The sequence below is a fragment of the Gemmata sp. genome (assembly GCF_051859125.1).
GTDB lineage: Bacteria > Planctomycetota > Planctomycetia > Gemmatales > Gemmataceae > Gemmata.
In genome coordinates, this window is sequence record NZ_JBHYGG010000031.1 from 1 (window position 1) to 21911 (window position 21911).

Annotated in this window: 22 protein-coding genes and 1 pseudogene; 14 read left to right on the top strand and 9 right to left on the bottom strand. The window is 70.7% G+C overall.

What is annotated here, in order from left to right:
• Window positions 1–123: 123 nt before the first annotated feature.
• Window positions 124–1401: pseudogene (locus tag ACTIGN_RS04455) on the bottom strand (HsdM family class I SAM-dependent methyltransferase); the annotation flags it as partial.
• Between the two features lie 302 nt (window positions 1402–1703).
• Here ACTIGN_RS04455 and ACTIGN_RS04460 point away from each other — a divergent pair.
• On the top strand, window positions 1704–2015 hold the full coding sequence (locus ACTIGN_RS04460; protein ID WP_439621599.1) for a hypothetical protein: 312 nt from the start codon (window positions 1704–1706) through the stop codon (window positions 2013–2015).
• A gap of 376 nt (window positions 2016–2391) precedes the next feature.
• Here the strand turns inward: ACTIGN_RS04460 and ACTIGN_RS04465 are convergent, their stop codons facing one another.
• The 7 genes from ACTIGN_RS04465 to ACTIGN_RS04495 form a co-directional block, all read right to left on the bottom strand.
• Window positions 2392–3312 (bottom strand): metallophosphoesterase, encoded by a 921-nt coding sequence (locus tag ACTIGN_RS04465; protein WP_439621600.1) that lies wholly within the window; start codon window positions 3310–3312, stop codon window positions 2392–2394.
• 391 nt (window positions 3313–3703) lie between these two features.
• Window positions 3704–4006, bottom strand: a complete 303-nt coding sequence (locus ACTIGN_RS04470) for a hypothetical protein (RefSeq protein WP_439621601.1) — start codon at window positions 4004–4006, stop codon at window positions 3704–3706.
• 15 nt (window positions 4007–4021) lie between these two features.
• Window positions 4022–4171, bottom strand: a complete 150-nt coding sequence (locus tag ACTIGN_RS04475; protein ID WP_439621602.1) for a hypothetical protein — start codon at window positions 4169–4171, stop codon at window positions 4022–4024.
• A gap of 281 nt (window positions 4172–4452) precedes the next feature.
• Window positions 4453–4686, bottom strand: a complete 234-nt coding sequence (locus ACTIGN_RS04480) for a hypothetical protein (RefSeq protein ID WP_439621620.1) — start codon at window positions 4684–4686, stop codon at window positions 4453–4455.
• A gap of 94 nt (window positions 4687–4780) precedes the next feature.
• The gene (locus ACTIGN_RS04485) at window positions 4781–5218 is read right to left on the bottom strand and encodes a PPC domain-containing DNA-binding protein (RefSeq protein ID WP_439621603.1); all 438 of its coding nucleotides are present in this window, start codon (window positions 5216–5218) and stop codon (window positions 4781–4783) included.
• Between the two features lie 131 nt (window positions 5219–5349).
• Window positions 5350–5781, bottom strand: a complete 432-nt coding sequence (locus ACTIGN_RS04490; protein ID WP_439621604.1) for a CBS domain-containing protein — start codon at window positions 5779–5781, stop codon at window positions 5350–5352.
• Between the two features lie 54 nt (window positions 5782–5835).
• Window positions 5836–6264, bottom strand: a complete 429-nt coding sequence (locus tag ACTIGN_RS04495; protein ID WP_439621605.1) for a hypothetical protein — start codon at window positions 6262–6264, stop codon at window positions 5836–5838.
• A 604-nt stretch (window positions 6265–6868) separates the two neighbouring features.
• Here ACTIGN_RS04495 and ACTIGN_RS04500 point away from each other — a divergent pair.
• The 13 genes from ACTIGN_RS04500 to ACTIGN_RS04560 all read left to right on the top strand — a co-directional run bounded on the left by ACTIGN_RS04500 (window position 6869) and on the right by ACTIGN_RS04560 (window position 20746).
• Window positions 6869–8212, top strand: coding sequence for an erythromycin esterase family protein (locus ACTIGN_RS04500; RefSeq protein WP_439621606.1), 1344 nt, complete (start codon window positions 6869–6871; stop codon window positions 8210–8212).
• Window positions 8213–8226: 14 nt separating this feature from the next.
• Window positions 8227–8871 (top strand): phosphoribosyltransferase, encoded by a 645-nt coding sequence (locus ACTIGN_RS04505; RefSeq protein ID WP_439621607.1) that lies wholly within the window; start codon window positions 8227–8229, stop codon window positions 8869–8871.
• Window positions 8872–8911: 40 nt separating this feature from the next.
• Window positions 8912–10009 carry an NAD-dependent epimerase/dehydratase family protein gene (locus ACTIGN_RS04510; RefSeq protein ID WP_439621608.1) on the top strand — a complete coding sequence of 366 codons (1098 nt, stop codon included), beginning with the start codon at window positions 8912–8914 and terminating at the stop codon, window positions 10007–10009.
• On the top strand, window positions 9990–11426 hold the full coding sequence (locus ACTIGN_RS04515) for a phytoene desaturase family protein (protein ID WP_439621609.1): 1437 nt from the start codon (window positions 9990–9992) through the stop codon (window positions 11424–11426). The genes ACTIGN_RS04510 and ACTIGN_RS04515 overlap by 20 nt, the downstream gene beginning before the upstream one ends.
• Before the next feature lie 98 nt (window positions 11427–11524).
• Window positions 11525–12649, top strand: coding sequence for an AI-2E family transporter (locus ACTIGN_RS04520; RefSeq protein ID WP_439621610.1), 1125 nt, complete (start codon window positions 11525–11527; stop codon window positions 12647–12649).
• A gap of 74 nt (window positions 12650–12723) precedes the next feature.
• On the top strand, window positions 12724–13524 hold the full coding sequence (locus tag ACTIGN_RS04525) for a DUF2231 domain-containing protein (protein WP_439621611.1): 801 nt from the start codon (window positions 12724–12726) through the stop codon (window positions 13522–13524).
• A 73-nt stretch (window positions 13525–13597) separates the two neighbouring features.
• A complete protein-coding gene (locus tag ACTIGN_RS04530) occupies window positions 13598–15253 on the top strand; it encodes an alpha-amylase family protein (protein ID WP_439621612.1) in 1656 nt (551 codons plus the stop codon).
• A gap of 12 nt (window positions 15254–15265) precedes the next feature.
• Window positions 15266–16858 (top strand): alpha-amylase family glycosyl hydrolase, encoded by a 1593-nt coding sequence (locus ACTIGN_RS04535; protein WP_439621613.1) that lies wholly within the window; start codon window positions 15266–15268, stop codon window positions 16856–16858.
• Between the two features lie 61 nt (window positions 16859–16919).
• Window positions 16920–17465, top strand: a complete 546-nt coding sequence (locus tag ACTIGN_RS04540) for a DUF6789 family protein (RefSeq protein WP_439621614.1) — start codon at window positions 16920–16922, stop codon at window positions 17463–17465.
• Between the two features lie 5 nt (window positions 17466–17470).
• Window positions 17471–18064, top strand: a complete 594-nt coding sequence (locus tag ACTIGN_RS04545) for a vitamin K epoxide reductase family protein (RefSeq protein ID WP_439621615.1) — start codon at window positions 17471–17473, stop codon at window positions 18062–18064.
• Between the two features lie 4 nt (window positions 18065–18068).
• Window positions 18069–18437 (top strand): SPW repeat domain-containing protein, encoded by a 369-nt coding sequence (locus tag ACTIGN_RS04550; RefSeq protein ID WP_439621616.1) that lies wholly within the window; start codon window positions 18069–18071, stop codon window positions 18435–18437.
• The gene (locus tag ACTIGN_RS04555) at window positions 18434–19450 is read left to right on the top strand and encodes an SDR family oxidoreductase (RefSeq protein WP_439621617.1); all 1017 of its coding nucleotides are present in this window, start codon (window positions 18434–18436) and stop codon (window positions 19448–19450) included. The genes ACTIGN_RS04550 and ACTIGN_RS04555 overlap by 4 nt, the downstream gene beginning before the upstream one ends.
• 135 nt (window positions 19451–19585) lie before the next feature.
• A complete protein-coding gene (locus tag ACTIGN_RS04560) occupies window positions 19586–20746 on the top strand; it encodes a Gfo/Idh/MocA family protein (protein ID WP_439621618.1) in 1161 nt (386 codons plus the stop codon).
• A gap of 15 nt (window positions 20747–20761) precedes the next feature.
• Here ACTIGN_RS04560 and ACTIGN_RS04565 read toward each other — a convergent pair whose 3' ends face one another.
• Entirely contained in the window at window positions 20762–21589 is an 828-nt protein-coding gene (locus ACTIGN_RS04565; protein WP_439621619.1) for an SDR family NAD(P)-dependent oxidoreductase, read from the bottom strand.
• Window positions 21590–21911 lie beyond the last annotated feature (322 nt).

Below are 21911 nucleotides of genomic sequence, written 5' to 3' on the forward strand. Positions count from 1 at the left end.
GCAAGGGCTGGCATCCTACCCACAACCACCGCTATCGTGAAGAACCTCTATTGGTTGGCCCTTCGACAACGAGGTCGATAAGTGGGGTCCATCGCCAACCAATAGGGAGGGAGCCATCCATAATCACCCCACCATCCCCCGCAGTTCCTTCATGCCGTGCTGAATCTCGTCCTCGATCTTCGCCAACTCCGTGAGGATGTCACCCGGCGCTTGATGCTCAACCAACTCGTGAACCACTTCCTTTTTGCGGTTCAGGCTCAGGTCGTAGCCCTGTGCGGCGATGTCGGCCTTCGGCACGCAAAAGCTCTGTGCCGTGCGCGGTCGCTTGCGTTCCGTCGCGTCACGCTTCCTCCACCGGGCCAGCACGTCGGGCAGGTTGTTCTTCGCGCGGTCGTCGTCGGTGAGCGCGACCGCTGGCACCGCGCCGAACTTCGCGGGCGGGACCAGGTCCGTGCGCTTGTCGTCGAGGCTCCTGCCGTCCGCGTCCACGTCGTAGAACCAGACGTGGTCCGTGCCGCCGCTGTTCGTCTTCGTGAACAGCAGAATGGCCGTCGACACGCCCGCGCACGGCTTGAACACGCCACCGGGCAGAGACACCACGCCGTCGAGCTTCTGATCCTCGACGAGCATCCGCCGCAGTTCCTTGTGGGCCTTCGACGAGCCGAACAGCACGCCGTCCGGCACGATCACCGCCGCGCGGCCACCCGGCTTGAGCAGTCGCAGGAACAGGGCTAGGAACCACAGTTCGGTCTTCTTCGTCTTCACGATCTGCTGCAGGTCCTTCGCACAGTTCTCGTAGTCCAGTGACCCGGCGAACGGCGGGTTTGCCAGCACGAGCGTGTACTTCTCCTCCTCGCCCGCGTGGTCCTGGGCGAGCGAGTCGCGGTAGCGGATGTCCGGGTTCTCGACGCCGTGGAGCAGCATGTTCATGCTGCCGATCCGGAGCATGGTGTTGTCGAAGTCGAACCCGTGGAACAGGTTCGTGTGGAAGTGCTGCTTGAGCTTCGGGTCGCGGAGCACCTCGGGGTGCTGCGTGCGGAGGTACTCGCCCGCCGCCACGAGGAAGCCGCCGGTACCGCACGCGGGGTCGCAGACCACATCCTTCGGCAGCGGCGCGGTCATTTCGACCATGAGTTGGATGACGTGCCGGGGCGTGCGGAACTGGCCGTTCTGCCCGGCGCTGGCGATCTTGCCGAGCATGTACTCGTACAGGTCGCCCTTGGTGTCGCGGTCCTCCATCGGGACGTGGTCGATCAGGTCGACCACCTTGGCCAGCAGCGACGCCGAGGGGATCGTGAAGCGGGCGTCCCTCATGTGCGTGGCGTAGGTCGACTCCTCGCCGCCGAGGGTGCGGAGGAACGGGAAGACGTGGTCGCCGACCACGGCGTACATCTCCGGGGGTCTGCGCCGGGCGGCTTCGCACTGCCCGCGACTTACTCTGTGCTGCTTCACACAACGGCCAGGCTCGTCGCCACTTCTGACGCTGAATCCGCCTTTTCAGGCGGTCGATTCCGGCGTTGGAGCGGAACTCGCTAATCCTGGCTCACAACTTGGAGTGGGCGCCGGAGTGGCGCATCCGCCGCCCAACCCGCTGACGAACCCGGAGATGGGTGAGACATCCTGCGTCCGCTGCGTCCGAGAGGTCTGTCGTTAGCCCGAAACAGGTGGACGCAGCGGACGCAAAGAATCCGCCCTGTTCTGACGTGTTCCGCGTCAGACCCGCACCCGCGACCCCCGGGCAACACTTCTACGATCGCAAGCCGCCGGCGCTCGGGAACCGGCACGCGTCCTGTGCGGCCCGACTCGTCTGGGACCGCCTCGTCGAGCTGGGGCGACCCGTGCGGCACCTGGAACCCCTCGTGAACGTCGTGTTCGCGGGGGACTCGGCCCGGGCGCGCGGGCGGTTCCGGGGCGAGCACGCGGAGAGCACGCGGGCCGGGTTCCACAGGGCCCTACCCGACGCCAGGGCCGCTCACGGCACCGACGCCGACGTCTACCGGGCCGTGCGGCGGTGACTCGACAACGTCCACGAGAGGACCGGCCCGCGTTAGCCCCGAGCCACCGCGGGGCCGACGTGGATCTCGTACCCGCCCGACCCGCTCCGGGGCCGCAAGAATCCGACGTACCCACCGGTGACCCGGGCGCCCCGCGAGGCCGACCTCCTGGGGGACCCCCGGCGTTCGAGGCGGCTGAACCGCGCGGTGGTTCACTCCCTTGGGCCTGCCCCCGGTGCGAGGTCGGGGCGGGTCACCTCCTCCCCCGCCCGCCGCACCAGTTCCGCCCCGGTGACGGACATGTCGGGGTTCCGGACGGGTTCGCCGGCGCCGCCGGTGTCGCCGTACAGCAGCGCCCATGGGCCACTACCGCCAGACGACTGGGGGAACCGCGGGGTCACTTACCGACCACGAACTTTGCCGGGTCCAGGCGTTGCTCTCCGTCCCAGCGGTACGCGCAGAGGAATCCACCCTTCGCCACGCTGTAGTCCAGGCAGGCCACGTTGGGCCCGAGTAACTTCGGGCTCTTCTTGTTGAGCCAGTAGTGCCCGAAGAACACCGGCACGCTGCCAGCCGGGTACGGTCGTGCGGCGGCGACAACGTCCTCGGTCAGGGGCTCGTCCACGTCAACCGGGTCGGACTGAAAGGCGTAGTCCCGGTAGTTCTGCCCCCGGGGCGGCTCGTACCACCGTGTCCGAATCGAATGACGCACGTGCCCGTCCTTGTCGCGGAACGAGATGCCCGGGGGCAACTCGGCCTCCTTCCCCTTGAGGGTGACCTCGACGGCCTGAAAGGCGGCGTCGGTCGGGTCCGACGCGGCGGCGAGGAAGTCCGGGGTCATTCTCCCCAAGCGATTCTGGGCGTCTGCAAAGACCCGGAGCGATTCGTCGTCCCAGCACGCGTGGACGGCCCGAATGCCGTCGCGCTCGAGCCAGGGGTGGAGACCGCGGAACCAGTGGGCGTACTCCGCCCGCTCGGCGCTGGAGAGTTGGCGCAGCGTCTCGCCGTGTTGGTGCTCGTTACTGTCCGTGTGGGGCCGCAGGAACTCGCCCGCACGGGTGGGGTGCTCGGTCGCGTAGCACAGCGCGTTGAACTCGTGGTTCCCCATGAGGGCCGCCGCCGCGCCGCGCTCGGTCATGCCGCGAACAACCTCCAGCACTTGCCGGATCTGGGGCCCCCGGTCGATGTAGTCGCCCAGGAACACGACCTTCCGCTCGGGGTGGGCGTACACCCCCCGGACAGGCTGGTACCCCAGTTCGCGGAGCAGCGACACCAGTTCGTCGGCGTGCCCGTGAACGTCCCCGATGATGTCGAACATTGGGAGTGCCCCGTGGGTGCTTCAGACGCCGGACTGCGGAGCCTTGTGGGCCCGGTTCGCCCGCCGGCGGGTGACCCGCTTCGGGCCGGCCGTGATGTCGTTCTCGGTCGCGGCACGACCGAAAGTTGATGGCCCACCTCTTCGACGATTACCGCCTGCCCCGCGGTGGGAGGCAGCCGGCGTTGACCGCGGTGAACGTCTTGCCGCTGCCCGTGGCCATCGGGAGGAGGGGCCGGGAGCGACTTCTCCAGGTTGCGGGGGCGCCGGACGGGACGGCCCCAGCACCGGTGAACCATGTTCGAGTGCCCACCAGGTTACGTGAGGGAACCGGCGAGCACAAGCAGCGGGGCAAGTACTTGCTGGTTGGACTCAGCCGGGCACCGAGGTCTGGTCAGATGACTTTCCCCACAAGCGCCGGCGTCCACTCGGCCCGGGTCATGACCCGGTAGTACCGCGTGGCCCGTTCGGTCACCAGGAACACCACCGGGCCGCCGGCACGGTCGCGGACGAGGACGCCCTGCACCCCCTGCTTCACCTTGTGCCACACCCCGTTGGCGTACCCGAAGGTGGCCGGGACGAGGACCGGCTCGGGCGACAGGGCCGACCACTTGCCCTCCTCGACCGTCTCCATCCAGCTCCACCCCGTGGGCGGGAGCTTCCGCTCGGCCCGGTCCCGGTTCCCCCACCGAACCACCTGGAGCCGCCCGTCCTACCACACCGGCAGCAGCGTCGGGTCGGCCTGCCAGTAGAACCGGACCTCCTTCTCGCCGCCGCGGTCGTGGACCCGGTCCTCCAGGTCGTGTTGCTCCAGGAGTGAGAGGGGCAGTTCACTGGTGGCGAGGGCGATGGCGGTACACACGGCGGAAGCCCTCCACGTCACCGTCGGCCGCACCCGTCCTCCCCGCCGCCGCTGAGCAGGACGGTGGTAAGTCGCTCCCAACGTGTCCGTGCGGGTGCCTCAGAAGCACACCTTGCCCCGCACGTCGCAGATGTCGAAGTGGTTCGCCGGGTCCGCGTACACCGCCGGCAGGTACAGCGTCGAGGCGCTCCGCAGCGTGAGCCGCCCCGGTCGCGGGGCGGTCGAGGTGAGACATGGTGCGTAACAAATTGCCCGCCGAAGCGACGGATGGCAGGCGCGGGTCAGGCCCGGTCCTTGAGGCCGATCGCCCCGGCGTGCGTGGCGCAGTGGGCGCAGCAGTAGATCGTCCCGCCCTGCTCGACGCCGTGGCCGACGACCTTGCACCCGCAGTGGGCGCACTCCGGGGCCAAGGCGTGGATCGCGCACTCGAACGAGTCGAAGGTGTGTGCCTTGCCTTCAGCCGTGACGGTGAACGCCTTGTCGTAGTCGTTCCCGCACACCTCACATGTTGCCATCATGTACCCCTCTTGAACTCGGGCGAGTCGTGGGTGAACAATTTCGGACTGCGAACGGGGAACCGGAGCGACCCGTCGTGATCCCGGCGAGCTCTCAGTCGAGTTTCAGAAGGGGGAGGCCGGTCCGGTCGTCGGTCCGCCGCCCCAGGCGGCCGGGCGACTCGACCACGACTACCTCCAGCGTCGGCCGGACGCGGGCCTCCATCATGTGACCGCCGTGGGCGGTGCCGTCGCGTTTCCCCACTACGACGTGGGCGTGGACCTTCGGCCCGCCCTGGTGTCGGGCGACTTTGCCCAGGAGCGACAGCACCTCCACCTGCTCGCGGATCGGGGTCTCGGCGTACCGCTTGTCGTTGGGGTCGAAGAACCCCAGCACGACGTCCGAGAACGCTCCGATCGCGGTGAAGTGCGAGCCGGTCAGGTCGGCGTTGCGGGCGAACTCGCCCAACCCGGCCATGACCTCCTCGCCCGTCCCGAAGACCAGAACCCAGGTCCGCTCCCCGGCCCGCTCCTGGATCAACTTGGACTGCACTGCTTGGCCCTCCCCGCTCGACTCCAATGGTCCCGGCGCCCTCGGAGCGGACGACTCTGTGGCAGCTTGTTGAACGCCGTTCTTGACGGCGGTCGGGCTGGGCAGGCGTCGGCGAACGCCGCCGCGTCCGCTCAGCGGCGGGGCTCGGCCGGTTCGGACACCTGCTTCAGGGTCTCGCCGGCCTGCTGCTTGCCGGCGTCCACCACCAGGTCGCCCAGGGACACGATGCCGACCAGCTTCTTGTCCCGGTTCAGGACCAGTACCCGGCGGATCTGCTTCTCCTGCATGACCCGGGACGCCTCCGCGGTGTCCTGGTCGTCGAAGCAGTAGACCACGTCCGGCGTCATCACGTCGCTCACCTTGCACGACTTCGGGTCGTGCCCCTCGGCCACCGCCCGGACGGCGATGTCCCGGTCCGTCAGCATGCCGGCGAGTTTGCCGTCGGTGCCGCAGATCGGCACCGGGCCGACGTCGAGATCCCGCATCCTCCGGGCGGCGGTCTGGATCGTGTCGTCCGGGCCGACACACTCGACGCGTCGAGTCATGGCGTCTCGCAGGAGCATGGCCATCCTCCCGTTGTGAAAAGGTTGTGGGGCGGGAAACCCTTCGTCCCGCCGCTATTTCTTGTTCACGTCGAGCTTGAAGGTGGTGGTCGCTTCCGGCAGGTCCTTCTGGTCCTTGGCCCTGGCGACCACCGTGACCACATGATCATCGACCGGTGCCGCGGCCGGGCCGGCCTTGATCGTCACCACCAGTGACCCCTTGTCGGCCGGGACGATCAGGTCCTTGGTCACCACCTCGACCCCGGTCGGCAGGTTCCGCAACTCGACGTCCACTGGGCCGGTGAAGTTGTCCCGGTTGATCGAGACGGTCATCTCGTCGGTCTTGTCCTGGGTGACGTTTTGCTCGCCGGGGCTGGTGACCGTCAGTCGCCGCTCGGCCCGCGGACGGTCCGGGTCGGTGCCGGGAGCGGTTGACTTCCCCTTCTCGCACCCGACCGAGGTCAGGAGCGCCACGCCGAACAGGACGATGGATACCCGCTTCATGTCATTCCTCCAGGTGGGCACCCACGGCGGGGCGGCCCTGTGTGAGCGGACGCGCGGTCCGTTACCCGTTGTCGGACGGGCAGGCGTCCGCGCATCGGAACACCGCCGCTCCGTGCCGGGGGCGGTCGGTCATGGGTCCGGATCAGGTGTTGGCTGCCCGGCCGTATCGGCGAGTCGCATGCAGCCCGCGGGCCGCGTCCGAACCGCGTGTCGAAGTCGAGACAAGATTTCCGATAGTCTGGACACAGCTTTCGGCGGCCCCGTCGGCGGCGCCCCCCGGCTTCAGGAGATGATTAAGAACCGGCATTCGGCTCACCGGGCAAGCCGGTTCCCGTCGAGCCGCCTCCGCAACCGCGGAGGCGGGCTGTCCGCACCCGGTCGCTCCGCCGATCGCACTCGCCCCGAGAGAGCCGTCGCGAATTGTGACCCCTCCGGCACGACTTGTGTACGTCGTGATCGGGCTGAACGAGGACGTCCTCACACGGCCCCGGTCAAGAAGTTGCGCACGCTCGACGCCGTCGCGGCGCTGGCCGCCGACTGGTTCACCCGCCACCTCGCCCACGGCGGTGGCCCCGACGCCGAGTGAGTACGGGTAGGAAACGTCATGGTTCGCCGCCGCCCCTCATCGACCGAGCCCCCGGTCACCGACGCCCTCCTGGACGAAGCCCGCGGGCTGTCACGGCCGCTCCGGTTCCCGGCCGACCTCGACCCGTTGCTCGAACGCTGCCGGAACGCACGGGTGGTACTCCTCGGCGAGGCGTCGCACGGCACCCGCGAGTTCTACACCTGGCGGACGGCCGTCACGAAGCGGCTCGTCGAGGAGCAGGGCTTCTCGTTCGTCGCGGCCGAGGGCGACTGGCCGGACTGCTACCGGGTGAACCGGTTCGCGAAGGGCTACCCCGGCGCGGCCGCCGACGCCGAGGAGGCACTCGAGGCGTTCCGCCGGTGGCCGACGTGGATGTGGGCGAACGAGGAGGTGCTGGACCTGGTCGGCCGGCTGCGGCGGCACAACGCCGGGCGGCCCGAGCGGGAGCGGGTCGGGTTCTACGGGCTGGACGTGTACAGCCTGTGGGACTCGCTCCGCGAGGTGATGGGCTACCTGCGGACGGCCGACCCGAAGGCGCTCGACGCGGCCTGGCGGGCGGTCCGGTGCTTCGAGCCGTACGGCGAGGACGCCCAGGAGTACGCCCGCGCCACCGCCCTCGTCCCCGACGCCTGCTGCCGGGACGCGGTGGCGGCCCTGCTGCGGCGGCTCCGGGCCGCGGCCGAGGGCCGCGACGGGGACGGCCCCGACGGCCGCTTCGTTGCCGAGCAGAACGCGCTGGTGATCAAGAACGCCGAGGCCTACTACCGGGCGATGGTGCGGTCCGACGGCGAGTTGTGGAACGTCCGCGACCGGCACATGGCCGAGACACTCGACCGGCTTCTCGCCCACCACGGGCCGGACTCGAAGGTGGTGGTGTGGGAGCACAACACCCACATCGGGGACGCGCGGTTCACCGACATGGCCGACGACGGGATGGTGAACCTGGGTCAACTCGCCCGCGAGCGGTACGGGCTGGACGGGGTGGTGATCGCCGGGTTCGGGTCGTACCGCGGCGCGGTGATCGCCGGCCGGCACTGGGGGGCACCGTGGGAGGAGATGCGGGTGCCGCCCGGCCGGGACGGGAGCTGGGAGGACGTCCTCCACCGGGCCGGGGCGGGCGACGCGCTCCTGGTGTTCCGGCCGCCGGCGTCGGAGGCGTTCTCGGCGTGGCGCGGGCACCGGGCGATCGGAGTGGTGTACCGGCCGCAGTACGAGCAGTACGGGAACTACGTCCCGACCGTCCTGCCCGAGCGGTACGACGCCTTCTTGTACCTCGACCGGACGACAGCCGTCCGCCCGCTCTTCCCGCCCGCTGCGGAGGATCCGGAGGAGTTGCCGGAGACGTTCCCGTCCGGGGTGTGAAACGGGGGTGCGGGATGTTCCGCGACCGGACCGACGCGGGCCGCCGGTTGGCCGCGAAACTCCTCCACTACGCCGGCCGGGACGACGTGGTGGTGCTGGCCCTGCCGCGGGGCGGCGTGCCGGTCGGGTACGAGGTGGCCCGGGCGCTCGACGTCCCGCTCGACGTGTTCCTGGTCCGCAAACTCGGTGTCCCCTCCCACGAGGAGCTGGCGATGGGGGCCATCGCGTCCGGCGGGGTCCGCGTCCTCAACGAGGGCGTGGTCCGCCAACTCGGCATCACCGCCGCCCAAATCGACGCGGCCGCGGCAGGCGAGCAACAGGAGTTGGAGCGGCGGGACCGGGAGTACCGGGGCGACCGCCCGGCCCCGGACGTGCGGGGTAAGACGGTGATCGTGGTGGACGACGGGCTGGCCACCGGGTCCACCATGCGGGCCGCGGTCGCCGCCCTCCGCCGCCTCGGACCGGCCCGGGTCGTCGTCGCCGTCCCGGTGGGGGCGGCCGAGACGTGCGCCGACTTCGAGGGAGAGGCGGACGAGGCCGTCTGCGCGGAAGAGCCGGACCCGTTCCACGCGGTCGGGGTCTGGTACGACGACTTTACCCAGACCACCGACGCCGAGGTGCGGGCGTTGCTGACCCGATCGGGGGTCGCCGCGGGCTGACGCGCCCGGACCCGACGCCCACCCATGCGAGGCTTCGATCATGAGCGGCGAGCGTGAGACGGTGGTCGTCACCGGGAGCAGCGGGCTGATCGGGGCCGCCCTGGCGGGCCGGCTGGACCAGACCTATGACGAGGTCGGGTTCGACCGCCCCGGCGAGCCGCACCCGCCGGCCCACGTCGAGTACATCGACCTGGACGTGGCCTCCGACGACAGCGTCCGCGACGGGTTGCGGCAACTCCGCGAGCGGCACGGCGACCGGATCGCGTCGGTCGTCCACTTGGCCGCCTACTACGACTTCAAGGGTGAGCCGAGCGACAAGTACGAACAGGTCACCGTCCGCGGCACCGAGCGACTACTGAAGGGGCTTCAGGACTTCCAGGTTGAGCAGTTCGTGTTCTCCAGCACCATGCTGGTGCACGCCCCCGGCGAGCCGGGTCGGAAGCTCACAGAGGACTCGCCGCTCGGCCCGACGTGGGACTACCCGAAGTCGAAGGTCCGGACCGAGGAGTTGATCCGGGCAAAGCGGGGCGACATCCCGGTCGTCCTGCTCCGGATCGCCGGCGTGTACACCGACCGGGGCGAGTCGATCCCGCTGGCCCACCAGATCCAGCGGATCGCGGAGAAACACCTCACCGGCCACTTCTACCCGGCCGACCCGGCCCGCGGGCAGGCGTTCGTCCACCTCGGCGACCTGGTCGATGCGTTCGTGCGGGTGATCGAGCGGCGGAAGGAACTGCCCCCCGAGACGGTGCTGCTCGTCGGCGAGCCGGAGACACTCGGGTACGGCGAGTTGCAGGAGGCGCTCGGCCAACTGCTCCACGGCGAGGCGTGGAGCACCTACCGCATCCCGGCCGCGGTGGCCAAGGCCGGGGCGTGGGTGCAGGACCACCTGCCGTTCGGCCCCGAGCCATTCATCAAGCCGTGGATGATCGACCGGGCGGCCGACCACTACGAACTCGACATCTCCCGCGCCCGGACGCTCCTCGGGTGGGAGCCGAAGCACTCGCTGCGGGACACCCTGCCCGGGATGGTCGAGGCACTGAAGAGGGATCCGGACGGGTGGTACAAGGCGAACAGGCTGGACCCGCCCGCCGGGCCGACCGAAGGGAAGTCGAGCGATGACCGCACAAGCGTATGACGTGGTCGTCGTCGGCTCCGGGCCGAACGGGCTGGCGGCGGCAGTCGCCCTGGCCCGCGAGGGTCGGTCCGTACTCGTGGTCGAAGGCGCGGACTCCGTCGGCGGTGGAGCCAGGGCCGCGGAACTGACGCTGCCCGGGTTCGTCCACGACGTCTGCTCGGCCGTCCACCCGATGGCGGTCGCGTCCCCCTTCCTCAAGACCTTGCCGCTCGGGGACCACGGGCTGGAGTGGGTTTACCCGCCGCTCCCGCTGGCTCATCCGCTCGACGACGGGACGGCCGCGGTGCTGGACCGGTCGGTGGACGCGACGGCCGATGCCCTCGGGGCGGACGCCGCCGCGTACCGCCGGCTGATGACGCCGCTCGTGGCGAACGCCGGCGGTCTGTTCGCGGACCTGCTCGGCCCGTTCCGGTTGCCGCGGCACCCGCTCACCGCACTGCGGTTCGGGTGGCGGGCCGTGCGGTCCGGGAAGGGGCTGGCCGAGGCGTACTTCCGGGACGCGCCGGCCCGCGCGCTAGTCGCCGGGCTGGCCGCCCATGCCGTCCTCCCGCTGGAGCAGTCGCCGGGCGCGGCCGTCGCCCTGATGCTCGGGGTCGCCGGCCACGCGGTCGGCTGGCCGGCACCGCGGGGCGGGGCGGGACGCATCGCCGACGCCCTCGCGTCGCTCCTCCGGTCGCTCGGTGGGGAGGTCGTGACCGGCCGCCGGGCGGCGTCGGCCGATGAGCTGCCGCCCGCCCGGGCCGTACTCCTCGACGTGACCCCGCGGCAGGTGATCGCACTCGCCGGCCACCGCCTCCCCGCCGGCTACCGCCGCCGCCTCGCACGGTACCGGTACGGCCCCGGGGTGTTCAAGGTCGATTGGGCGCTCGCCGGGCCGATTCCGTGGCGGGCCGACGCCTGCCGCCGGGCCGGTACGGTCCACCTGGGCGGCACGCTGGAGGAGGTCACGGTGGCCGAGCGGGCGGCGTGGGCCGGCGACCACCCGGAGCGGCCGTTCGTGCTGTTGGCGCAGCCGAGCCTGTTCGACCCGACCCGGGCACCGGCCGGGAAGCACACGGCGTGGGCGTACTGCCACGTCCCGAACGGCTCGACGGTCGATATGACCGCCCGGATCGAGGCGCAGGTCGAGCGGTTCGCCCCGGGGTTCCAGGAGTTGATCCTGGCCCGGCATGTGATGAACACGGCGGCTCTGGAGCGGCACAACCCGAATTACGTCGGCGGCGACATCACCGGCGGGGTGGCCGACTGGCGGCAATTGTTCACCCGGCCGGTGGCCCGCCTCGACCCGTACGCGACGCCGGCCGACGGGCTGTTCCTCTGCTCGTCCTCGACCCCGCCGGGCGGCGGAGTACACGGCATGTGCGGGTACTTCGCCGCCCGGTCGGCCGGCCGTCGGGCCGCCGGACCGCGACGTTGAACCGACCCGCCGGAGGGGCGGCACGGCCCACCGGCCGTGTCGCGGTATCGTGGTTGCAGAGGGTACCGACGGACGAGACATCGCGCCGGGGGAAGACGATGGATGCGAACGGTGACCGACGGCCGGAGGGGCGGCAACCCGACGACGTGAGCCGCGGCCGGGCCCGCACGGCCGCCCTGGTGGCGCTGACGCTGATCGGGCTGACGCTGTGCGTCCTCGTCGCCTACCCGTTTCTCCCGGCGCTGGCCTGGGCGGTGGCGCTGGCGGTCATCGTCTTCCCGATCCACGCCCGGGTGGCGAAGGTGATCCCCAACGCGAACTGGGCGGCAGGGGTGTCCACGGCAGCCGTCGTGGCGATCATCCTCGTCCCGGTCCTGCTCCTCGGCGCACAACTCGGGCGCGAGGCCGCGGACGCGGCCACCCGGGCGGAGGCTCTGGCCCGGGAGGGGCGGGTGGATGCGGCCATCGACAAGGTTTCACACGGGCGGGAGTCGCTGGAATGGGTTCGCCGGAACGTCGATCCGGAGGCCGAAGCCCGACGGTTGATCACCCCGCTGACCGGTGGGGCGACTGCGCTCGCCCGGGGTTCCGCCTGGTTCGCCGTCCAGTTCCTGGTCTGTGTGTTCGTGCTGTTTTTTGCCTTCCGCGACTGGCGGCACCTATTGGCTGCCGTGGAGGACCTGTCGCCACTCGCGCGGGAGGAATCGGATTACCTGTTCACCCGGGTGTCGGACTCGATCCACGCGACTGTCTATGCGACCGTGGTGACCAGTGTCTTCCAGGGATTAACCGGCGGGTTACTGTTCTGGGCTGTCGGCCTGCCGGCCCCGGTACTCTGGGGCGTGGTGATGACCATCCTCGGAATCATCCCACTGGTCGGGGCGTTCCTGGTGTGGGTGCCGGCGGCGCTCGCCCTTGCCCTGGACGAGTGGTGGGGGGCGGCCGCCGGCATTGTCGCCTGGGGCCTGCTGATGGCCGGCCCGGTCGGCAACTGGCTGTACGCCCACCTGGCCGGCGGGCGGATGCGGTTGCACCCGGTTCCGGTGCTGATCGCCTTCGTCGGCGGGCTGGCCGTGTTCGGGGTTTCCGGGATGGTCCTCGGACCCGTCATCCTGGCGGTGACGATGGGACTGATAGACGTGTGGCGGCGGCGGCTCAGGTCCACCGCAACCCCCGCCGGCTCGCCCGAACCGCCGAAGGGCTCGGACCGCGGTGCGGCATGAGTCGGCACGGACCACGGCGACGACTCCCCGCGGGTGCGAGATAACCCGTTTCCCCCATTCGACCGAGGACGCTCATGCGAAGCACGGCCCAGATCAAGGGTCACCCGCTCCACCCGATCCTGATCGCCTTCCCCGTCGCGTTCGGGGTTGCGGCTCCGACGGCCGACCTCGTCGGCGTCCTCGGCGCTTGGCCGACGGTCTGGGCCACCGGGGCGTACCTCGCGGTGGCCGCGGTCGTGTCCGGGCTGGTTGCCGGGGTGCCCGGGTTCATCGACTACCTGTACACCGTGCCCCCGAACAGTTCCGCGAAGAAGCGGGCGACGTGGCACATGGGGGTGAACCTGACGGCCCTCGCCCTGATCGCCCTCGGGTGGGCGTTCCGCGACCCCGACACCCTCCGGCCGGGCGTCGGGACGATCCTGCTGGAGGCCGCCGGCCTCGGGGTGATGACGGTCGGCGGCTGGCTGGGCGGGACACTCGTGTACCGGAACCAGATCGGTGTGGATCACCGCTACGCCGACGCCGGGAAGTGGACGGAGGAGACGGTCGCCGGTGCGCCCGGGGCGGGGGTCGATGTCGGCGCGGCCGACGAGTTGAAGGTCGGGCAGATGAAGCTGCTCCACGCGAACGGCCGCCGGATCGTGCTGGCCCGCACCGAAGACGGGTACGCGGCGTACGACGACCGCTGTACCCACAAGGGCGGGTCACTCGCCGGTGGGGTGCTGGCGTGCGGGACGGTCGCCTGCCCGTGGCACGGGTCGCAGTTCGACGCGAAGACCGGCGCGGTGAAGGCCGGCCCGGCGACCGAGCCGATCCGGACGTACCGGGTCGAGGAGACCGGCGGGCGGGTCCGGCTCATCCTGCCGCCTGCGTGACCCGGCGGCCCGCCGCGGAACACCCTTTGCTGGAAACTGGTGGGGCCGGTCAACGAGTGAGGAGGCGTCCGTGATGGGCGACAAGGCGAGCGGCGCGGCCGACCTGTGGTACAAGACGGCGGTCGTGTACGCGATCGACGTCCACACGTTCCAGGACTCCAACGGCGACGGCGTCGGGGACTTCCCCGGGGTCACGAGCCGGCTCGACCACCTGGCCGACCTTGGCGTCACTTGCGTCTGGCTGCTCCCGTTCTTCCCGACCCCGGACCGGGACAACGGGTACGACGTCGCCGACTACCTCGGGATCGACCCGCGGTACGGCACCCTCGACGACTTTGAGACGTTCCTCACGAAGGCCGGGGAGCGCGGCATCCGCGTCTTCCTCGACCTCGTCGTGAACCACACGTCCGACCAGCACCCGTGGTTCCAGGCGTCCCGCCGGGACAAGGGCGGGCGGTTCCGCGACTACTACGTGTGGGCCGACAACCCGCCCCCGCCGGACCCCCGAAGCAAGTCCATCTTCCCCGGCGAGGAGGAGTCCGTCTGGACGCACGACGACCGGGCCGGGGCGTGTTACTACCACCGCTTCTACAAGTTCCAGCCGGAACTCAACACGGCCAACCCGGAGGTCCGGGCCGAGATCGAACGGATCATGGACTTCTGGCTGTCGTTCCCGATCGCCGGCTTCCGGATCGACGCCGCCAGTCACATGATCGAGGACAAGGGGCTGCCCGGAACGGCACCGAAAGAAGGGCACGGCGTCCTGACGGAGTTCCACAACCGGGTCGCCGCCCGCCGGCCGGACGGCATCCTGGTCGGCGAGGCGGACGTGCCGGTCGCGGAGGCTGCCGAATTCTTCGGGGACGGCGACCAACTCACCCTGCTGTTCAATTTCCTACTCGACAACGACATCTTCCTGGCGCTGGCGACCGAGACGGCCGAGCCGATCGCGCGGTGCCTGAAGGAACTGCCGGCCATCCCCGAGAAGGGTCAGTGGCTCAACTTCCTCCGCAACCTCGACGAACTGGACCTGGAGCGGCTCTCCGAGGACGAGCGGGAACAGGTCTACCGGGCATTCGCCCCGGACGAGGAGATGCGGATCTTCGGCCGCGGCATCCGCCGGCGGCTGGCCCCGATGCTCGGGAACGACCGCCCGCGACTGGAACTCGCCTTCAGCCTGTTGTTCAGCCTGCCCGGAACGCCGGTCGTCGTGTACGGGGACGAGATCGGGATGGGCGACGACCTGGCGCTCGACGGCCGGAACGCCGTCCGCACCCCGATGCAGTGGGATCGCTCCCCGAACGGCGGGTTCTCCGACGCCGCCCCGGACGAGCTGATTCGACCGGCGATCTCCAAGGGCGACTTCGGGTACGCCAAGGTGAACGCGGACGCCCAGCGGGCCGACCCGCGGTCACTGCTCAACTGCGTCAAGGGGGTGATCGCCGCCCGCCGGGACTGCCCGGAAGTCGGGTGGGGCGCTTACCAGGTGCTGCCCGCCGACGCGCCGTGCGTCCTGGCCCACCTGTGCGACTGGAAGGGGAGCCGGCTAGTCGCCGTCCACAACCTCGGCAAGAAGCCGTGCGAGGCGGTGGTCGAGCTGGGCGGGCACAGCGACGGCGAACTGACCAGGGTGTTCGGGACGGCCGAGGTGGAAGCGGCCGACGGGAAGTACCGGTTCCGGCTCGACGGGTCCGGGTACGGGTGGTTCCGCACCAGGGCCAGGGACTGACAGGGGGGCACGATGGCCGACGAACTCGCCTGGTGGCAGCGGGGCGTGATCTACCAGGTCTACCCTCGCTCGTTTCAGGACTCCGATGGCGACGGCGTCGGGGATCTGAACGGGGTTTCGTCTCGCCTCGACTACCTCCAGTGGCTCGGGGTCGATGCCGTCTGGCTGTCCCCGATTTTCCCCTCCCCGATGAAGGACTTTGGGTACGACGTCAGCGACTACACCGGCGTCGAGCCGGTGTTCGGCACCCTCTACGACTTCGACCGCCTGCTGGAAGACGTCCACCGGCGGGGAATGAAGCTGCTCCTCGACTTCGTCCCGAACCACACGTCCGACCGACACCCGTGGTTCCTCGACGCCCGCTCCTCGCGGACGAGCCCGAAGCGCGACTGGTACATCTGGCGCGACCCCAGGGCCGACGGGTCGCCGCCGAACAACTGGCTGAGCATCTTCGGCGGCCCGGGGTGGACCCTCGACCCGCCGACCGGCCAGTTCTACTACCACAGCTTCCTCAAGGAGCAACCCGAACTGAACTGGCGGAACCCGGCCGTCCGCGAGGCCATGTTCGGCGTGATGCGGTTCTGGCTCGGCCGCGGGGTGGACGGGTTCCGCATCGACGTGCTCCACCGGGTGATGAAGGACGCGGAGTTCCGAGACAACCCGGCGAACCCGGCGTTCAGCCCCGGCATGCCCCCGCACCAGCAATACCTCGGGACGTACAACTCCGACCTGCCGGAGGTTCACGAGGTGGTCGCCGGGATGCGGCGGGTGACCGACGAGTTCCCGGACCGGATGCTGGTCGGCGAGATCTACCTGCCGGTCGAGCGGCTGGTGGTGTACTACGGCGAGGCCGGCGGCGGGGTCCACCTGCCGTTTAACTTCCAGCTCATCGGGCTGGCGTGGGACGCGCGAACGGTCGCCGCCGCGGTCGAGAGGTACGAGGGCCTGTTGCCGGCCCACGGGTGGCCGAACTGGGTGCTCGGGAACCACGACAAGCCACGGGTCGTCACCCGAATTGGGCCGGCCCAGGCGCGGGTGGCGGCGGTGCTCCTGTTCACGCTCCGGGGCACGCCGACACTATACTACGGCGACGAGCTCGGGATGCCCGACGTGCCGATCCCGCCGGACCGGGTGCAAGACCCCTACGAGAAGAACGTGCCCGGCCTCGGCCTCGGCCGCGACCCGTGCCGCACCCCGCTGCCGTGGGACGCCACGGCGAACGCCGGGTTTACCACGGGCCATCCGTGGCTGCCGATCGGCGACGACTTCGCCGCCCGGAACGTCGCCGCCCAGCGGGACAACCCCGGGTCGATGCTCACCCTGCACCGCCGGCTGATCACGCTGCGCCGGGACGACCCGGCCCTACTCGCGGGCAGCTACGACCCGCACGCGGCCGGGGACGACTGGTTCGCGTTCCTCCGCCGGTACGGCGACCGGCGGGTATTCGTCGCCCTCAACTTCGGGTCGCGGCCGCGGCGGGTCGAGGTTCCGGCCGGCGGCCGGGTTCTGCTATCCACCCACCCGGCCCGCGCCGGCGAGGCGGTCCGTGGGCCGATCGAGGTGGGGGGCGACGAGGGGATGGTCGTGGAACTCGCCCCGGGGTAAACCCGGCGCGGGATTTGCGGTCTACGCGATCGTTCGCGACCCCGGTCGGAGGTGACTTCCGATGAGTTCCGTGCCCCGCGATGTCCTGTCCGCCGCGGCCGCCGGGTTCGCCGCCACGCTCCCGATGACCGTGGCGATGAAGGCGATTCAGGCCGCCCTGCCCGCGTCCCAGCAAGACCCGATCCCGCCGCGACAGATCACCGAGCGCGCGGCCGCCGCCGTCGGGGTCGAGGACGACATGACGGAGGGCGACAAGCAGGCGGCCGCGGCGGTCGCCCACCTCGCGTTCGGGGCCGGGGCGGGGGGCGTGTACGGGTTGGTCGCCCCGCACCTGCCGTTCGGGCCGGCCCTCAACGGGGTCGGCTACGGGTTGGCCGTGTGGGCCGGGAGCTACCTCGGCTGGCTGCCCGCAACCGGCCTGTACAAGCAACCCGAGAACGAGCCGGCCGGCCGGCACACGGAGATGATCCTGTCCCACGTCGTCTGGGGGGCAGCCCTCGGCGTCCTCCACCACCAACTCGCCGGTGACGACGACGGACACGCGACCCCGCGGTACGTGCCGTCACCCGCCGAGGTCGAGGCCGCCAGCCGCAGTACCGGAGCGTGACCGCCATGCCCGAGCGCGACCCGAACGCCCCGCCCGGGTGGGAGTACAACCCGGCCTCCTGGCGCGAGCGGCTGCCGATCATCGCCCTTGCGGTGATCGGGTTCGCCATCGCGATGTACCTGTCGCTCTACCAGTGGCACGCCTTCGACCGCGTGTTCGAGCCGTTCTTCGGGGACGACAGTCACGTCATCCTGCGCGAGTCCGGGGTGTCGAAGTGGTCCGAGCGGACGTTCGGCGTGCCGGACGCCTTCCTCGGGGCGCTCGGCTACCTGGCGGACGCGGTCGCCGGGGTGATCGGCGGCACCCGGCGGTGGAAGACGATGCCGTGGGTGGTGGTCCTGTTCGGCGTCTTCATCGGCCCGCTCGGGGCGGTCAGCGTGCTGCTCGTGATCCTCCAGCCGTTCGTCGGCGGGTGGTGCACCCTCTGCCTGCTGACGGCCGTGATTTCGATCGTGATGATCGGGCCGGCGATGGACGAGGTGCTCGCGAGTCTCCAGCACATCCAGCGGGAGCGGCGGGCCGGTCGGTCGGCGTGGCGGGTGTTCTGGGGGCTCGGCGACCCGGGACCGACCCCGCAGTCCCAACCCGTGGGAGGGTGACATCGTGTACCCACAGCTCGCGGCGTTCGCGGTCGGGGTGTGGCTGACGGCCGCCCCGGAAACACTCGGGTACGGCTATCCGGCCCGGGGGAGCGACCACATCGTCGGCCCGCTCGCGGCGACCGTCGGTCTGGCGGCCGCGTTCGCCGCGACCCGGCCGCTGCGGTGGCTGAACCTGCCGTTCGGGGCGTGGCTGCTGCTCGCCCCGTGGGTGCTGGGGTACGGACGAACCGAACTGGTCAACGGCACCATTTGCGGCCTACTCCTCGCCAGCCTGTCCTTCGCGTCGGAGAAGGCGGCCGGGCTCGGCGGCGGGTGGCGGATGCTGTGGGATCCGGCCGCCGACCCGGCCCGGGCGGGGGGCGCACCGTGAGCGCGAACGGGAAGCCGAGGCCGGATGTCATCGTGGTCACCGGGGCGTCGGCCGGGGTCGGCCGGGCGGTAGTCCGGGAGTTCGCCCGGGGCGGAGCGTCGATCGGGCTGATCGCCCGCGGGGCGGGCGGGCTCGACGCCGCCCGCCGCGAGGTCGAGGAACTCGGCGGCCGGGCGTTGGTTCTGCCGGTGGACGTGGCCGACGCCGAGCAGGTGGACCGGGCCGCCGCACTGGTCGAGCGGGAACTCGGGCCTATCGACGTGTGGGTGAACAACGCGATGGCGTCCGTCTTCTCACCCGTGAAGGAGGCGACCGCGGACGACTTCCGGCGGGTGACCGAGGTGACGTACCTGGGGTACGTTCACGGCACCCTCGCGGCGCTGCGGCACATGCTCCCGCGGGACCGCGGGACGATCGTCCAGGTCGGGTCGGCCCTGTGCTACCGGGGCATCCCGCTGCAGGCCGCGTACTGCGGGGCCAAGCACGCCATCCAGGGGTTCACCGAGTCGCTGCGGTGCGAGCTGATCCACGACCGGAGCGACGTGAAAGTCACGATGGTCCACCTGCCGGCGACGAACACCCCGCAGCACTCGTGGTCGAAGAACCGCCTCCCGTTCCGCCCACAGCCGGTCCCGCCGATCTACCAGCCGGAGGTGTGCGCCCGGGCGATTCACCACGCGGCGTACCACTACCGCAGGGAGTGGACCGTTGGTCTCATTACCGACGTGGTGCTGGCCGGGAATGCCGTTCTGCCGGGACTGGGGGACCACTACCTCGGCGAAACCGGGTACGAGTCGCAGTTGACGGACGAGCCGGAGCAAGCAGGCCGGCCGGACAACCTGTACGACCCGCTGCCGGGCGACCACGGAGCCCGCGGCCGGTTTAACGACACAGCCACCGACCGGTGCGAGCAGTGGTGCGCGACCAAGAACCGCGGCTGGCTGGCCCTCGCCGGGCTGGCGGTCGCGGGGTTCGCGCTGTTCGCCCGGACCGGGGACCGACGGTCGGGCTAGCCACGGCCCGAACGTAGCCCCGGAGCGGGAACAAGGACGCCGAGTTCGCCGCGCACCGAGCGATATTCGGCCCTACCGCGGCGGGCGCGGGTTCGGGCAATAGGGCCGTTCCGTCTCGCATTCCAGGGGGCCACGATGACCGACCGCTCACCCGACGACCCCACCCGCCGCGCGTTCCTCGCGGCCGGGGCGACTCTCCTCGCGAGTTCCGCCGTGAACGCCGACGACCCGCCCCTCGCCCCGCCGGACAAGCAACCGCCGGACCTGAAGCTGCCGGACCCGCCCCCGAAGAAGCTCGGCTGGGCCGTCGTCGGGCTCGGCAAACTGGCGCTCGAAGAGGTGATGCCGGCGTTCGCCGCGTGCAGGCAGTCCCGCCCCACCGCCTTGGTCAGCGGCCACCCGGACAAGGCGAAGCGGGTCGCCGCCGCGTACGGCGTCGATCCGAAGAAGATCTACGACTACGGGAACTACGACCGGATCGCGGACGACCCGGCGATCGACATCGTGTACATCATCCTGCCGAACTCGATGCACGCCGAGTACACCGTCCGCGGGCTGAGAGCCGGCAAGCACGTCCTGTGCGAGAAGCCGATGGCGGTCACCGCGGCCGAGTGCGAGCAGATGATCGCCGCCGGGAAGGACGCGAAGAGGAAGCTGATGGTCGCGTACCGACTGCGGTACGAGCCGTTCAACCAGGCGGCGATCGAGTTGTGCCGCAAGGAGAGGGCGGTCGGGGCGATCCGGACGATCGCCGCGAGCAACTGCCAGGACGTGACGGCCCCGAACATCCGGCTGAGTAAGGCGCTGGGCGGCGGGCCGGTCGAGGACATCGGCATCTACTGCCTGAACGCCGCCCGCTACCTGACCGGCGAGGAGCCGGCCGAGGTCACGGCCGTCGCCCACCGCCCGAAGGACGACCCGCGGTTCCGGGAGGTGCCCGAGAGCGTGGCGTTTACCCTCCGGTTCCCGTCCGGAGTGATCGCCAATTGCGACTGTAGTTTCGCGGCCGCCGAGAGCCGCCGTTACCGCGTGCACGGGGCGGACGGGTTCGTGGACATGGACCCGGCGTTCAGCTACCGCGGGCTGCGGCTGTCCGTCTTGAAGGGGGACCGGAAGTCCGAACTCAAGTTGACCGAGGTGAACCACTTCGCGGCCGAGATGGATCACTTCTCGGAGTGCGTCGCGGCGGACCGGCCGCCCCGCACCCCCGGCGAGGAGGGACTGGCCGACGTGCGGGTGATCGAGGCGACCGCGGAGGCGGCACGGACCGGGCGGGCGGTGGCGGTCAAGCGGTGACGCGACCGAGCCGGATCACCGCGGCCGGACGACCCACCGCACGAGAGCCTGGAACGCCCGGACGGGGAGGAGCCTCCGCAGCAGTCCGACCGCCCGCGCCTGTCCGCCGACAGGGTAACGCGGCCCCGGCGGGTCGGACCGGACGAGGTCGAGAATCGTCTCGGCCACGCGACCCGGGTCCATCCCGTTGCGGATGGCTTCGACGAAGTCGGCGGCCGCCCTCGACCGGGCCGGCTCGTAGTCGGCCACCGGGTGCGCGGCCCGGGCGGCCTTGTCGCCGGCCGTCGTACTCACCGGTCCGGGGCCGACGACCGACACCGCGATCCCGAGCGGGAGCAACTCGTTCCGCAGCGCTTCGCTGTACGCCTCCAGGGCGAACTTGGTGGCGCAGTAGTAGGCGGCGAACGGGATGGCCGCGACCCCGCCCGACGAACTCATGTTGATGATCTTCCCGCCCCGGCGCGCCCGCATCAGCGGGAGGGCGGCGTTCGTCACCCGCACGGCCCCGAAGAAATTGACCTCGAACAAAGTACGGGCCTCGTCGGCGGTGGACTCCTCGGCCGCCCCGAGGATGCCGGTCCCGGCGTTGTTCACCAGCACGTCGATCCGCCCGCCGGTCCGGTCGGCCACCGCACGAACGCACGCCGCGACGGACTCGTCCGACGCCACCTCCAGGGGCAGTAGCTCGAACCCGTCGAGGGTGTCGGCGGCCGGGCGGCGGCTGGTCCCGAACACCCGGTAACCCCGGTCGGTCAGCAGGCGAGCCGTCGCCCGCCCGATCCCCGACGATGCCCCGGTGACGAGGACGACTTGAGACCCCACATCGCTTCCCGCCCGGCTCATCACCATGCTCCTCTCTTGACCTCACTATCCGATCGACCTCCCATGAACCCGAGCGAAGACCGACCGATTGACAGGGGATGTAGGGTCGGTTCCGCCGGGCCGTATCCCCGCCTCGATCGGCATCCAGGGCGGCTGCCGTCGTAATTAGACGCGCCATTCAGGTCAGTGCGTCGCCGCCGCGACACATCCTTGAACAACCTTTGCAACTCCGATACCGCGCCAACACAGGTCGTAGGGAAGCGGACCACGCCTGGCCTTACTCGCTCGGTTGCTCCCACGAAATAGTCCCGCGGGTGCGAGTTCTTCTGGCCTACGCGGCTGT

What these genes read in the sequence shown, in the direction of transcription:
- ACTIGN_RS04465 (WP_439621600.1), bottom strand. Translation starts at nt 3,312, where the DNA reads ATGTTCGACATCATCGGGGACGTTCACGGGCACGCCGACGAACTGGTG.
- ACTIGN_RS04480 (WP_439621620.1), bottom strand. Translation starts at nt 4,686, where the DNA reads ATGGCAACATGTGAGGTGTGCGGGAACGACTACGACAAGGCGTTCACC.
- ACTIGN_RS04490 (WP_439621604.1), bottom strand. Translation starts at nt 5,781, where the DNA reads ATGCTCCTGCGAGACGCCATGACTCGACGCGTCGAGTGTGTCGGCCCG.
- ACTIGN_RS04495 (WP_439621605.1), bottom strand. Translation starts at nt 6,264, where the DNA reads ATGAAGCGGGTATCCATCGTCCTGTTCGGCGTGGCGCTCCTGACCTCG.
- ACTIGN_RS04500 (WP_439621606.1), top strand. Translation starts at nt 6,869, where the DNA reads ATGGTTCGCCGCCGCCCCTCATCGACCGAGCCCCCGGTCACCGACGCC.
- ACTIGN_RS04505 (WP_439621607.1), top strand. Translation starts at nt 8,227, where the DNA reads ATGTTCCGCGACCGGACCGACGCGGGCCGCCGGTTGGCCGCGAAACTC.
- ACTIGN_RS04510 (WP_439621608.1), top strand. Translation starts at nt 8,912, where the DNA reads ATGAGCGGCGAGCGTGAGACGGTGGTCGTCACCGGGAGCAGCGGGCTG.
- ACTIGN_RS04515 (WP_439621609.1), top strand. Translation starts at nt 9,990, where the DNA reads ATGACCGCACAAGCGTATGACGTGGTCGTCGTCGGCTCCGGGCCGAAC.
- ACTIGN_RS04520 (WP_439621610.1), top strand. Translation starts at nt 11,525, where the DNA reads ATGGATGCGAACGGTGACCGACGGCCGGAGGGGCGGCAACCCGACGAC.
- ACTIGN_RS04525 (WP_439621611.1), top strand. Translation starts at nt 12,724, where the DNA reads ATGCGAAGCACGGCCCAGATCAAGGGTCACCCGCTCCACCCGATCCTG.
- ACTIGN_RS04530 (WP_439621612.1), top strand. Translation starts at nt 13,598, where the DNA reads ATGGGCGACAAGGCGAGCGGCGCGGCCGACCTGTGGTACAAGACGGCG.
- ACTIGN_RS04535 (WP_439621613.1), top strand. Translation starts at nt 15,266, where the DNA reads ATGGCCGACGAACTCGCCTGGTGGCAGCGGGGCGTGATCTACCAGGTC.
- ACTIGN_RS04540 (WP_439621614.1), top strand. Translation starts at nt 16,920, where the DNA reads ATGAGTTCCGTGCCCCGCGATGTCCTGTCCGCCGCGGCCGCCGGGTTC.
- ACTIGN_RS04545 (WP_439621615.1), top strand. Translation starts at nt 17,471, where the DNA reads ATGCCCGAGCGCGACCCGAACGCCCCGCCCGGGTGGGAGTACAACCCG.
- ACTIGN_RS04560 (WP_439621618.1), top strand. Translation starts at nt 19,586, where the DNA reads ATGACCGACCGCTCACCCGACGACCCCACCCGCCGCGCGTTCCTCGCG.
- ACTIGN_RS04565 (WP_439621619.1), bottom strand. Translation starts at nt 21,589, where the DNA reads ATGAGCCGGGCGGGAAGCGATGTGGGGTCTCAAGTCGTCCTCGTCACC.